The sequence below is a fragment of the Rhodoferax sp. WC2427 genome (assembly GCF_040822085.1).
GTDB lineage: Bacteria > Pseudomonadota > Gammaproteobacteria > Burkholderiales > Burkholderiaceae_C > Rhodoferax_B.
Window position 1 is genome coordinate 157,503 of record NZ_CP162006.1, and the last position, 12,339, is coordinate 169,841.

Below are 12,339 nucleotides of genomic sequence, written 5' to 3' on the forward strand. Positions count from 1 at the left end.
AGGAGCCACCATGCACGCTGCTACGCTTACCCCCTCTACGACCACACCGTCCCGCTGGGACATCAGTTACGAATGGAAAGCCGTCACCCTGCTGTGCCTGGGCTTTGGCCTGGTCGGCATCGACCGCTTCATGATCCTGCCGCTGTTCCCGGTGATCTCGCAGGAGCTGCACCTCAACTACCAGGACCTGGGGCAGATCACCGGTGTGCTGTCCATCGCCTGGGGCCTGGCCTCCATCTTCATGGGCAACCTGTCGGACCGGCTGGGCCACCGCAAGGTGCTGATTCCGGCGGTCATCGTGTTCTCGCTGTTGGCGGGCTTTAGCGGCCTGGCCACGGGCGTGGTCAGCATGATGGCCATCCGCGCGCTGATGGGGCTGGCCGAAGGCGCCTTCACCCCCGTGAGCATCGTGGCCACGCTGGACGCGTCCAAGCCCTCGCGCCAGGGTATGAATATCGGCATCCAGCAAATGGCACTGCCCTTGTTTGGTTTGGGCATCGCCCCGGTGCTGGTGACGCAGCTGCTCAAGGTGGTGGAATGGCACTGGATTTTTGCCCTGGTGTCGATTCCCGGCCTGGCCATCGCCTACCTGCTGTACCGCGTGCTGCGCAACACCCCGCCTGCCGTGGCCGCGCTGCACACCGCGACTGCCGACGTGGCCGCGCACCGCTGGAGCGATGTGTTCAAGTACCGCAACATCCCCCTGAACATGCTGGGCATGTTGTGCTGGCTGACCTGCCTGGTGGTGCTGAGCGCCTTGCTGCCCAGCTACCTGGTCGACTACCTGCACCTGAGCCTGGAGCAAATGGGCCTGGTGCTGTCGGCCATCGGCTTTGGCGGCACGCTGGGTACGCTGGTGATGCCTGCGCTGTCAGACCGGCTGGGCCGCAAGCCGGTGATGGTGATGTCTGTCATCGGCGCAGGTATCGGTTTGTACTTTTTGATGCACACCGGGGCCGAGCCCTACCGCCTGTTTGGCAGCCTGTTTGCCACGCTGTTCTTTGTGTTCAGCATGATCTGCCTGACCGTTGGCCCGATCAGCGCCGAGTCGGTGCCCGCCAAGCTGATGACCACCGCGTCCGGCATCGTGGTGGGCACGGGTGAGATCTTTGGCGGCGGCATCGCCCCGGTGATTGCAGGCTACGTGGCCCAGCACTACGGTATCCAGTACATCCTGCACCTGGCGGCGGTGGCCCTGGTGCTGGGCTTTGTGGTGGTGCTGTTCCTGCAAGAAACCGCCCCTTCCCAACGCCGTTGAACGGAGCCCGCCATGCACAAGCCCTCCCGCCGCGCCGCACTTGGCCAATTTTCTGCTGCCCTGGCCCTGGGCATCACCGGTTCTGCACAGGCAGCAGACACCGCCACCAGCCCTTGCACCTGCGGCCTGGTCGACGCGCATTCGCACTACCTGCCGCCGTTCTATGCGCAGGCCCTGGCCGACGCGGGCCTGGTCACGCTGGACGGCGGCTTTCCGGTGCCGCCGTGGTCCGAAGAAAAAGCCCTGGCCCACATGGACCGGCACAGCATCGACACCTCGATGCTGTCGGTGTCCTCCCCCACCGTGGGCTTTCTGAAAGACAGCCTGGCGCGCCAGCGGCTGGCCCGCGCGCTGAATGTGTTTGCCGCCGAGCTGGTGCAGCGCACGCCCAGCCGCTTTGGCGCGTTTGCCACCCTGCCGCTGCCCGATGTGGCCGCTTCGCTGGACGAGATGGGCTACGCGCTGGATGTGCTGAAGCTGGACGGCGTGGTGATGGAAACCAATGTGCACGGCATCTACCTGGGTGATACCCGGCTGGACCCGCTGTTTGCCGAACTGCACCGCCGCCGTGCCACGCTGTTTTTGCACCCCACCTCGCCGCCGTGCTTCGAGGCCGTGGGGCTGGGCCGGCCCGCGCCGATCTTCGAGTTTCCACTGGACACGGCGCGCACCGTGACCGACCTGGTGTTTGCGGGCACGCTCACCAAGTACCCCGACATCCGCATCATCGTCCCGCACGCGGGCGGCGCGCTGTCGGCGGTGGCCGAGCGCATCGCCATGTTCTCCACCCTGCCGTTTTTGCCGCAGCGCCCGGCCGGGGGCCCGGACGAGGTGCGCCGGGTGCTGGCCGCGCTGTACTACGACCTGGCCGGGTCGGCCAGCGACGCGGCCATCGAGCGGCTGCGGCGGCTGGGCTCGCTGAGCCACGTGCTGTTTGGCAGCGATTTTCCGTTTACCCCGGCGGCGGGCATTGCGGCCAATGTGGCGGCTTTTCGTGCCCTGGGCGGCCTGACGGCAGCCGAACACGAGGGGATGGCGCGGGGCAATGCACTGCGGCTGTTTCCCCGGTTGGGGTCGTTGTAGCCGGGCTAAAACTTCAAGCGTTTTAGGCCGCCTGTGCTGATGGCATGGGCGTAAGCAGCTACTTATTTTGTAGTGTTCATGCAGAAGGGCATGCCCAGGCGTGGGTGTACATAAAGTTACATCCGCAGTATGGTGGAGCCCCGTGCGCTGATTTCTGGCCGCGCCATTCCAGTCCCGCCCACTGCATGCCCATCGACCTCCCGCCTCCTGCGGATCTCCGTCCCCGTCCGGTGGCCACGCCCACTCTGACACAGGCCTTCGCGGCCCAACTGCGGCAGCTCAACCGTTGGACCGGCATCGGTGCCTGCCTGTGGCTGGTGCTGGTGGGGGCCCTGGCGCTGTGGCTGTCGGGCCGCATCGTGGACGCACACATTGCCGACAGCGTGGCGGTGGCCCAGACCGATGCCGTCAGCACCGCCCGCATCATCGACCGCAAGTTTTCCGAGGTGGCCACGGTAGCCGCGCTGCTGGCCCAGCAGACCTCGGTGCAAGCGCTGCTGGCCGAGTCCAACCCCCAGGCTGCCGGCCTGTTGGCCATGGCGACTGCGGACCGGCGGGCCAAGCTGGTGGGCGACCCGTTTGTGCGCTTTCTGGGCGATAGCCTGGAGCAGACCCGCCAGCGGCAGGAGTACAGCCACGTGTTCGTGGTCAACGTGGCAGGCCTAGTGGTGGCCACCAGCGACGGGCGCAAGCCCGGCAGCCTGCTGGGCCAGACCTACTTGGCGCGCAGCGACTTCAACGACGCGATGGCGCACGGCGTGGGCCAGTTGTTCACCATTGGCCAAGGGCTGAACAGCTACGCCAACCAGCCGGGCTTTTTTTACGCGCAGCGGGCCGACCGAGACGATGTGCCCCAGGGCGTGGTGGTCATCCAGCACGATGCCAGCGCCCTGGCCCCGCTGCTGGCTGGGCACCAGATTGCGCTGGTGGTGGACCGCGACGGCATTGTGGTCAGCGCCTCGCGCAGCGACTTCATGCTGCGCCATGTGGGCGCGCTGGCACCGGTGCCGCCCGCCACGGCGCGGATGGCCACGATTCCGGTGCAGCGCCCGGCCTCCGTGCTGCACCCCCGCCATTGGGAGGTGGATGGCAACCCCTATCTGGTCCACCAGGTGCCGCTGGCCCAGCCCGGCTACCAGCTGCTGGCCCTGGACCCGCTGGATGCGCTGGGCCCGATGGTGCGCTGGCACTACTCCCTGGCGGCGCTGGTGGCCGCCCTGGGGCTGGGGCTGATTTTGCTGCTCAGCCGCATTGCCAGCCAGGTGATGCGCAACCGCCACACCGGCCTGCGCCTGGCGGCCGAGCACGCCGCCACCTTGCAGGCCATGCTCGACAGCATCCCGACCCCCGTGTTCTACAAAGATGCCGAAACCCGCTTTCTGGGCTGCAACCAGGCCTACGAACAGGCGTTCGGCCTGTCGGCCCGGGACCTGCTGGGCACCACGGTGATCGAGTTGGAATTTATTCCGCTGGCGCGGCGGCAGGTGATCCAGAGCGAACAGCTGTATATCCTGTCCACCAACACCGCGATCCGCCGGGAAGAGACCTTTGTGTTTGCCGACGGCAAGCCGCACACCACCCTGTACTCGATCAACCCCTTCCACCACGCCGATGGCCGGGTGGCCGGGCTGGTGGGCGTGCTGGTCGACATCAGCGAACTCACCCAGGCCCAGGCCGAGCTGCGCCAGGCCAAGGAGGTGGCCGAGGAAGCCACCCAGGCCAAGTCGATGTTCCTGGCCAACATGAGCCACGAGATCCGCACCCCGATGAATGCCGTCATCGGCCTGTCGCACCTGGCGCTGAAGACCCCCCTGGACAGCACCCAGCGCGACTACATCGGCAAGATCCACCGCGCGGGCGTGGCGCTGCTGGGCATCATCAACGACATCCTGGACTTCTCCAAGATCGAGGCCGACAAGCTCGATGTGGAGCAGGTGCCGTTCCGGCTGGACGAGGTGCTCAACCACAGCACCACCCTGCTGGCCGAGCGCATGGCCGAAAAGGGCCTGGCCCTGGTGTTCGACGTGGCTTCCGAGGTGGCCCCGGCCCTGGTGGGCGACCCGCTGCGCCTGGGCCAGATCCTCACCAACCTGCTCAGCAACGCCGCCAAGTTCACCGACAAGGGCCTGGTCACCGTGGCCGTGCACACCGTGGACAAGACCCCGGAGCGGGTGCGGCTGCGCTTTGAAGTGCGCGACACCGGCATCGGCATGACCGAAGCGCAGGCCGCCAAACTGTTCCAGGCCTTCACCCAGGCCGACGGCTCGGTGACCCGCAAATACGGTGGCACCGGCCTGGGCCTGGCCATCACCCGTGGCCTGGTGGAGCGCATGGGTGGCGAGATCCACGTGCAGAGCGAACCCGGCGTGGGCAGCTGCTTCAGCTTTGAACTCGGCTTCGGCCTGGCCGATCCGGCCACGCTGCCCGCCCCGGCGGACGCGGCCCCCGCCCGCCTGGACGGCCTGCGCCTGCTGCTGGCCGAAGACAACGACATCAACCAGCAGATCGCGGTGGAGCTGCTGCAGGCCGCCGGGGCCGAGGTGGTGGTGGCCGACAACGGCCGCATCGCCCTGGACCTGCTGGCCACCGCGCCCCCCGAGCACTTCCACGCCGTGCTGATGGACCTGCAAATGCCGGTGATGGGCGGGCTGGAGGCCACCCGGCAGATCCGCGCCAACCCCCGCTATGCCGCGCTGCCCGTCATCGCCATGACCGCCCACGCCCTGCGCGAAGAGCGTGAGCGCTGCCTGGCGGCGGGCATGGTGGACCACATCACCAAGCCGCTGGATCCGCCCAGCCTGCTGCACACGGTACTGCGCTGGGCCCGCCCCGCCAACCCAGGCACCCTTGCCCAGGCCGCAGCCACCGGCCCCGCTGCCCCGCAAGCCTGGCCCGCCGTGCCCGGCCTGGACACCGCCGCAGGGATGCGCCGTGTGGCTGGCAACGAAAAGCTCTACCTGCGGCTGCTGCAGCAGTTTGTGCAACACCACGCCAACGCCCCCCAGCGCGCCCAGGAGGCCCTGGCCCAGGGCGACCTGGCCACCCTGCAGCGCGTGGTCCACACCGCCAAGGGCGTGGCCGGCAACATCGGCCTGACCGACCTGGCCGCCGCCGCGCTGGCGCTGGAAGAGGCGCTGCACCAGGGTGGCAGCACGGGCGGTGAGGTGGCCCCCGCCATGGCCCGCCTGCAGGCCGAAAACACCCGTGCCCTGGCCGCCCTGCGCACCCTGTTGGCCGAGCGCGTGGCCGAGCCGAATGGCGAACCGGCCCCGGTAGCCGCCACCGCCGAAGTCCGCGCCCTGGGCCAGCAACTGCTGCACCTGCTGGAAGACAGCGACGGCGATGCGGTCGAACTGGTGCTGGAGCACGCGGCCAGCCTGCGCAGCCTATTCCCCGCGGGCAGCTACCCGGCCTTCCAGAGTGCCGTCAACGGCTTCGACTTCGAGCATGCCGCCGAGCAGCTGCAGGCGGCGCTGGAGCAAGAGGCATAAAACTATGGTTTTCGTAGCTGCTTACGCTTATTCAATAAGCGCTGGATACCAATTAGGCATAAAGATAAAAAATAGCGGCCCTGATGATCTCCAAGGCGACTGCAACAACGCCCCTTCCAGAACAGCGCGGAACTGGCTCCGCCAGGCCGCTGCTGTTGCCCCCTGCAAGGGTTGGCGGAAAGTGCGCAGCACTGTAGCCTGGGGGTGAGCCAAAGTTCACGGTGCCACTACCAGCTCTTTGGTGCGCTCCTGCCGCACCACCCAGAGCCCGCAGGCAATCACGATGGCCCCGCCCAGCAGCGTGCTCTGGTCGGGTGCGGACTGCCACAGCAGACCGTCCAGCGCCACACCCCAGGCCAGCGCGGTGTACTCGAATGGTGCCACCACGGCGGCCTGCCCGTAGCGAAACGCCTGCGTGATCGCCAACTGCCCGGCAAAGCCGCTCACCGCGATCACCGCCAGCACCGGCGCGTCTGCAGGCAGCACCGCCACCCAGTGCGGCCAGGCCAGCACCCCGGCCCCCACCGCCAGCCCGCCGGTGCCCCAGAACACCAGCGCGGCGCTGGAATCGGTGCGGCTCAGCACCCGGCTGGTCACCGACGACACCGCGTAGCACACGGCCGAGCCCAGCACCGCCAGCGCGCCCAGCGACAGGAACGCCCCCTGGTCGGGCCGCAGCGCCACCACCACGCCGCACAGCCCGCCCGCCAGCGCCCACCAGTGGCGCGGCCGCACGCGCTCCTGCAGCACCGGGATCGACAGCACCGTGATCAGCAGCGGGGCGATGAAAAAGATGGTGTAGGCCTCGGCCAGCCCCAGCGTGCGCAGCGCCGTCACAAACAGCGACAGCATCGCCACCCCAATCACCATCCTCAGCAAATGCAGCGGCCAGCGGATTTTCAGCAGGCTGGGCAGCTCCCGGCGCCACAGCACGTACAAGGCCACCAGCGGCAGCGCCACCAGCCCGCGCATCGAAGCCACCTGCAGGGGAGGGTAGTGGTGGCTCAGGGTTTTCAGGGCGGCGTCCATCACCGAGAAGGAGCCCACGGCAATCACCATGGCCAGGATGCCGCGCAGATTGGCGGCGGAGACAGAAGCAGAAGCAGGGGGGGTGGGCAAGCGGGAGACTCCGGACGCGCGGGGCGTGGTTTATAAGAACGGGTTCGTTTATATCTCTTACTGGAGTTTTCCCCATGCCCATCTGGAAGCAGCCTTTCTCCGTCGAAATCTGTACCGCCGGTGCCGTCGGCACCGCCATCGCCCACCTGGGCATCGAGTTTCTGGAGGTGGGCGACGACTTCGTGCGCGCCCGCGTGCCGGTGGACCACCGCACCTGCCAGCCCTACGGCCTGCTGCACGGCGGCGTCAGCGTGGTGCTGGCCGAAACCCTGGGCTCCATTGGCGCCATGTACGCCGCCCCCGAAGGCCACCGCGCCGTGGGCCTGGACATCAACGCCAACCACCTGCGCGGCGCCACCCACGGCTGGGTCACCGGCACCGCCCGCCCGGTCCACATCGGCCGCACCACCCAGGTCTGGGCCATCGAGCTGGTGGACGACGCAGGTAATTTGACCTGCGTCTCGCGCATCACCATGGCCATACTGGCGCCGAAGGTTTAAGGGCAAAAAGTGGCTCCAGCGCTTGTTCTATAGGCGTGAGCAGCTATCAAAAAAATAGCGAGCATAATGGACCTTGGGGCGCATCCAATGGATTGCATTTGGACTGGTTGGCCACCTTGGGGGAACTCACTGCCCCCCAAGGGCTCTACCTAACAGCAAGGGCATCCTCGGTGCGCTGCCATAACCCCTACCAGGAGACTCTATGCAGATCCAATTCAACACCGACCACAACATCGAAGGCCATGAAGGCTTGGCGGCCCACGTGACCGGGGTGGTGCAGCACGCGCTGGCGCGGCTCAGCGCACACATCACCCGCGTCGAGGTGCACCTGAGCGATGAAAACAGCGACAAGAACAGCCACCAGGACAAGCGCTGCATGCTCGAAGCCCGCCTGGAAGGCCGTCCGCCCGTGGCCGTGACGCACCATGCCGACACGTTGCACAAGGCGGTGGATGGCGCGGCAGACAAGCTCACCCGCAAGATCGACGACCTGCTGCACAAGCTGCACGACCAGAAGACCCGCGGCGACGCGCTGGTCCTGCCAGAGTAGAAAATTAACCAGGTGACAGGTCCACTGTCACCTGCATCTGCTGCACCTCCAGCGGCGTACTGCCGTAGTCGGAGATAAACGCCACATCCGCCGCGTCCCGCCCGTAGGCCATCACGATGCGCCCGCCGCGCGGCTGGGTCTGGGTGGCGTCGAAGGTGTACCAGCGCTCCCCCACAAACACCTCGAACCAGGCGTGCAGGTCCATCGGGGCCAGCCCGTACAGGTAGCCCACGACGATGCGCGCGGGCAGGCGCAGGCTGCGGCACAGGGCGATACCCACATGCGCGAAGTCGCGGCACACGCCCGCGCCCTGGGACAGCGTGTCCAGGGCATCGGTGGAGCCGCTGCTCACGCCGTACTGGTAGGTGAGGTTCGCGTGGATCCAGGCGCGGATGGCTTCCGCCTGGTCGTAGCCGGGCAGTGCATTGCCGACGATGCCCAGCGCCCGTTCGGCCATCTTGTCCGACGGGCAGTAGCGGCTTTGCAGCAGGTACAGCAGCACGTTGTCGGGCAGCCATTGCGTGGGAGTGGGGGCGGCGTGCGGGGCGACGGCAATGTCGGCATCCACTTCGGCGGTGACCGACAAGGCCATGTGGGCGGGGCCGGGCGGCAGCACCATGCGCTGGCACAGGTTGCCGTAGACATCGGTGTAGTCCACGCGCGGCACCCAGGGTTGCACCTCGAAGTTTTCCTGCAGGATGTGCTGGGCCTCGCCGTGGCTGGCCCGCAGCATGGCCACCAGCGGGCATTCGGCGGCGTTGTGGACCGACAGGGTGCAGGTGGCAGTGAGTTGCATGCGCGTGGTTCCCAAAAAGCTGCCAGCTTAGACCTGCCGGTGTGACAAGGATGTAGGAGGAGGGCCCTAAATTTTCAGCTTGCCCAGGCCGGCTCCAGGCCGTGGTGCAGGGCGGCGCGCAGCACTTCGGCAAAGCGCCGCAGCTTGGCCGGGTAAAACTGGGCGTAGGGGTAGAGCAGCACCATCGGCAAAGGGGCGGCATGCCATTCGGGCAGCAGGTGCACCAACGTGCCGTTGGCCACGTCGTCGGCCACCGCCCAGGCCGAGGCCACGCACACGCCCAGGCCCATCAGCGCGGCGTTGCGCATGGCAAACAGGCTGTCGGTGCTGATGCGCGGCTGCAGCGCCAGGCGGTGTTGCGTGCCGCTGCGGTGCTCCAGGCTGATTTCGTTGCGGTAGAAGGTGCGCAGCGCCAGCCAGGGCAGGGCGGCCAGGTCCTCGGCATGGGTGGGCCGGGGGCCGTCGCCCAGCAGGCTGGGGGCGGCCACCACGATGCGCGGAATCTCGGCCAGCTTGACCGACACCACGGTGGGGTCGTCCACCGCGCCGACGTGGATGGCGCAGTCGATGCCGTCGGCAATGAAGTTGGGTGTGCCGTCGTGCAGCAGCCATTCCACCGCCACCCGGGGGTAGCGGCGCAGGTACTCGGCCAGCGGGGTGATGAGCTGCTGCTGGCCAAAGGCGTGCGGGGCCATCACGCGCAGCGTGCCCTCGGGCACATCGTGGCTGCCGCGCAGGTCGGCCTCGAACGCGTCCCAGCGTCCCAGCAGCTCCTTGGCCCGGGCAAAGCAGCGGCTGCCGTCCTCGGTGAGCTGCATGGCATGGGTGGAGCGCTGCAGCAGCTTGATGCCCAGCGAGCGCTCCAGCGCCTGCAGGCGGCGGCTCACCGTGGGCTGGGTGGCGCCCATCTGCAGCGCCGCCGCCGACAGGCTGCCCGCCTCGACGATGCGCACAAAGGTTTGCATCAGCTCGATGCGGTCGGGGGTGGTCTTCATGCGCATAGCGTATAGGCATTGTGCCCAGTGTGGGCGTTCCCTGTGTGGCTGGATTCAAGGACACTCGCGGCATCCGACAATTTCAGGGTTTTCACCATGTCTTCTACCGTTATGACGCATAACCAAACCACGGCTCTGCCCGGTGCGCTGGTCCTGCTACTGGCCGCAGGCGCGGGCCTGGCCGCTGCCGCGCTGTACTACAGCCAGCCCATGCTGGGCGTGCTGGCGGGCGAGTTCCAGGCGTCGCCAGTGGCCATCGGCCTGGTGCCCACGCTGACGCAACTGGGCTACGCCCTGGGCCTGATCCTGCTGGCCCCGCTGGGCGACCGGTTTGACCGCCGCCGCATCATCCTGGGCAAGGCGGCGATTTTGTGCATTGCGCTGCTGACGGCGGCGGCGGCGCCGTCGATTGGCGTGCTGCTGGCGGCCAGCCTGGCGATTGGCATCTCGGCCACCCTGGCGCAGGACATCGTGCCCGCCGCCGCCACGCTGGCGCCGGAATCCAGCCGCGGCAAGACCGTGGGCACGGTGATGACCGGGCTGCTGCTGGGCATTTTGCTGTCGCGGGTGGTGTCGGGCTTTGTGGCCGAGCACGCGGGCTGGCGGGGCATGTTCGTGGTGGCGGCGCTCAGCATCGCCTTGCTGGGCGTGGCGGTGTGGCGCGGCCTGCCGCGCTTTGTGCCGACCACGCAAATGCCTTACCTGGCGCTGATGGCCAGCCTGTTCACGCTGCTGCAGCGCCATGCCGGTTTGCGCCGCGCCGCCCTGGCCCAGGGCCTGCTGAGTGTGGCCTTCAGCGCGTTCTGGTCCACGCTGGCGGTGATGCTGCACGCCGCGCCCTTCCACCTGGGCAGTGCCGCCGCCGGAGCGTTTGGCCTGGCGGGTGCAGCCGGTGCGCTGGCCGCGCCGCTGGCCGGCAAGGTGGCCGACCGCAAGGGCCCCGAGGTGGTGACGCGCATCGGTGCGGGCCTGGTGGTGGTGGCCTTTTTGGCCATGGCCCTCGGTGGCATGGACGCTGGCGGCCCGCTGTGGCTGATCGCCTTGGGCGCGGTGGTGTTCGACCTGGGCGTGCAGGCCAGCCTGATTGCCCACCAGACCATCGTCTACAGCCTGGAGCCCGCCGCCCGCAGCCGCCTGAATGCGGTGCTGATGGGCAGCATGTTCATCGGCATGGCCAGCGGTGCCTGGCTGGGCAGCCAGGCCCTGGCGCAGTGGGGCTGGCCGGGCGTGTGCGGCCTGGCGGCACTGGCCGGTGGGGTGGCGCTGGCGGTGCGGCTGTGGCCTAAAGCCCAGGCCTAAAATAGGCCGCTCACGCTTATTCCATCAGCATGAGCAGCTATATTTTTAAAAGCAAACCTCTTTGTCCATGGCCCCACTGACCACCACCCACTGGCCCCGCGTGCTCACCCTGTGGCTGTGCGGCGTGGCGGCGGCGATGCAGTTTTCCAAGGTGTCGTTTGCCTTCCAGACCCTGCAGGCCACCTACGCGGCCACGCCTGCGGCGATGGGCTGGATTTTGTCCACCGTGGGCATGGTGGGGCTGGTGTTTGGCGTGACCATGGGCTTGTGTGCCCCGGCCATCGGCTACCGGCGCCTGCTGTTGGTGGGCATGGGGCTGGGGGCCGTGCTGGCCGGGGTGCAGTCGCTGGAGCCGCCGTTTGCGCTGTTGTGGCTGACGCGGCTGCTGGAAGGCGTGTCGCAACTGGCGGTGGTGGTGGCCGCGCCCACGCTCATCATGCAGCACAGCGCGCCACAGCACCGCGCCATCGCCATGGGGCTGTGGAGCACCTTTGTGGGCGTGGCGTTTGCACTCACCGCGGCGGGCGGGGGCTGGGTGCTGGCGCATCTCCAACTGGGTGGTTTGATGGCCGTGCACGCCCTGGCCATGGCGCTGATGGGCTGCACGGTGCTGTGGCTGCTGCCCCGCGACAGCGCCTCCACCCAGCCTTGGCCCACGCTGGCCAGCCTGCCGCAGCTGCATGCGCGCATCTACAGCCAGTGGGCCACGGCGCTGCCGGGCTGCTGCTTCTTTTTCTACACCGCCACCGCCATTGCCCTGCTGACCTTTATTCCGCCCTACGCCGGGGCCGACCGCGCCTGGCTGCCGGTGCTGCTGCCGTTGCTCAGCATTGGTGGCAACTTTTTGGCGGGCTGGTTGGCCCAGTCGGTGCTGCGGCCCTCCACGCTGGTACCGCTGGCGTTTGCGGGTGTTGCCGCTGCCGGGCTGGCGCTGGGGCTGTGCCTGTGGCAGGGCTTGCCGATTGCGCCAGTGGCCTTGCTGTTGATGGCGCTGGTGGGCCTGGCGGGCGGTTCCGCGTTTGCACTGGTGCCATATTTGAGCGACGCGCAGCCGGTGCAGGCCCGCGCCACCGGGGCGGTCGCGCAAATGGGCAACCTGGGCTCCACCCTGGGCCCGCCGGTGTTTGCCTACGCCATCGCGGGGCTGGGTCCGCTGGGCCTGGTGCTGCCGCTGCTGGTGTGGGCGCTGGCTGGTTTAAGCTTGGCCACCTGGGGCCTGCGCCGCCACTTTGCACCTCAATAACCACC

General features: G+C 68.0%; 10 protein-coding genes. 7 read left to right on the forward strand and 3 right to left on the reverse strand.

The features are described from left to right. Positions 1 to 10 precede the first annotated feature (10 nt). The 3 genes from AB3G31_RS00725 (at position 11) to AB3G31_RS00735 (ending at position 5,832) form a co-directional block, all read left to right on the forward strand. A complete protein-coding gene (locus AB3G31_RS00725; protein ID WP_367848335.1) occupies positions 11 to 1,258 on the forward strand; it encodes an MFS transporter in 1,248 nt (415 codons plus the stop codon). A 12-nt stretch (positions 1,259 to 1,270) separates the two neighbouring features. Next, on the forward strand, positions 1,271 to 2,341 hold the full coding sequence (locus AB3G31_RS00730; RefSeq protein WP_367848336.1) for an amidohydrolase family protein: 1,071 nt from the start codon (positions 1,271 to 1,273) through the stop codon (positions 2,339 to 2,341). Positions 2,342 to 2,526: 185 nt separating this feature from the next. Next, entirely contained in the window at positions 2,527 to 5,832 is a 3,306-nt protein-coding gene (locus AB3G31_RS00735) for an ATP-binding protein (RefSeq protein WP_367848337.1), read from the forward strand. A 216-nt stretch (positions 5,833 to 6,048) separates the two neighbouring features. On the opposite strand, the gene AB3G31_RS00740 is transcribed toward AB3G31_RS00735, so the two are convergent. Continuing rightward, on the reverse strand, positions 6,049 to 6,951 hold the full coding sequence (locus tag AB3G31_RS00740; RefSeq protein ID WP_367848338.1) for a DMT family transporter: 903 nt from the start codon (positions 6,949 to 6,951) through the stop codon (positions 6,049 to 6,051). A 74-nt stretch (positions 6,952 to 7,025) separates the two neighbouring features. On the opposite strand from AB3G31_RS00740, the gene AB3G31_RS00745 reads away from it, so the two are divergent. Both AB3G31_RS00745 and AB3G31_RS00750 read left to right on the forward strand, forming a co-directional pair. Further along, positions 7,026 to 7,451: a hotdog fold thioesterase gene (locus AB3G31_RS00745; protein WP_367848339.1), complete on the forward strand. Its 426-nt coding sequence runs from the start codon at positions 7,026 to 7,028 to the stop codon at positions 7,449 to 7,451. 202 nt (positions 7,452 to 7,653) lie between these two features. Further along, positions 7,654 to 8,001, forward strand: coding sequence for an HPF/RaiA family ribosome-associated protein (locus AB3G31_RS00750; RefSeq protein ID WP_367848340.1), 348 nt, complete (start codon positions 7,654 to 7,656; stop codon positions 7,999 to 8,001). 4 nt (positions 8,002 to 8,005) lie between these two features. Here AB3G31_RS00750 and AB3G31_RS00755 read toward each other — a convergent pair whose 3' ends face one another. Together AB3G31_RS00755 and AB3G31_RS00760 are read right to left on the reverse strand one after the other, a co-directional pair. After that, complete coding sequence (locus AB3G31_RS00755) at positions 8,006 to 8,797, reverse strand: transglutaminase domain-containing protein (protein ID WP_367848341.1); 792 nt, start codon at positions 8,795 to 8,797, stop codon at positions 8,006 to 8,008. 74 nt (positions 8,798 to 8,871) lie between these two features. Next, complete coding sequence (locus AB3G31_RS00760) at positions 8,872 to 9,792, reverse strand: LysR family transcriptional regulator (RefSeq protein ID WP_367848342.1); 921 nt, start codon at positions 9,790 to 9,792, stop codon at positions 8,872 to 8,874. A gap of 96 nt (positions 9,793 to 9,888) precedes the next feature. Here AB3G31_RS00760 and AB3G31_RS00765 point away from each other — a divergent pair, with 96 nt between their 5' ends. After that, on the forward strand, positions 9,889 to 11,091 hold the full coding sequence (locus tag AB3G31_RS00765; RefSeq protein ID WP_367848343.1) for an MFS transporter: 1,203 nt from the start codon (positions 9,889 to 9,891) through the stop codon (positions 11,089 to 11,091). 67 nt (positions 11,092 to 11,158) lie between these two features. Then, positions 11,159 to 12,334: an MFS transporter gene (locus tag AB3G31_RS00770; RefSeq protein WP_367848344.1), complete on the forward strand. Its 1,176-nt coding sequence runs from the start codon at positions 11,159 to 11,161 to the stop codon at positions 12,332 to 12,334. Positions 12,335 to 12,339: the final 5 nt, after the last annotated feature.

Coding starts and splice junctions, on each gene's coding strand:
- AB3G31_RS00725 (WP_367848335.1), top strand. CDS start 11: ATGCACGCTGCTACGCTTACCCCCTCTACGACCACACCGTCCCGCTGG.
- AB3G31_RS00730 (WP_367848336.1), top strand. CDS start 1,271: ATGCACAAGCCCTCCCGCCGCGCCGCACTTGGCCAATTTTCTGCTGCC.
- AB3G31_RS00735 (WP_367848337.1), top strand. CDS start 2,527: ATGCCCATCGACCTCCCGCCTCCTGCGGATCTCCGTCCCCGTCCGGTG.
- AB3G31_RS00745 (WP_367848339.1), top strand. CDS start 7,026: ATGCCCATCTGGAAGCAGCCTTTCTCCGTCGAAATCTGTACCGCCGGT.
- AB3G31_RS00750 (WP_367848340.1), top strand. CDS start 7,654: ATGCAGATCCAATTCAACACCGACCACAACATCGAAGGCCATGAAGGC.
- AB3G31_RS00755 (WP_367848341.1), bottom strand. CDS start 8,797: ATGCAACTCACTGCCACCTGCACCCTGTCGGTCCACAACGCCGCCGAA.
- AB3G31_RS00760 (WP_367848342.1), bottom strand. CDS start 9,792: ATGAAGACCACCCCCGACCGCATCGAGCTGATGCAAACCTTTGTGCGC.
- AB3G31_RS00765 (WP_367848343.1), top strand. CDS start 9,889: ATGTCTTCTACCGTTATGACGCATAACCAAACCACGGCTCTGCCCGGT.
- AB3G31_RS00770 (WP_367848344.1), top strand. CDS start 11,159: ATGGCCCCACTGACCACCACCCACTGGCCCCGCGTGCTCACCCTGTGG.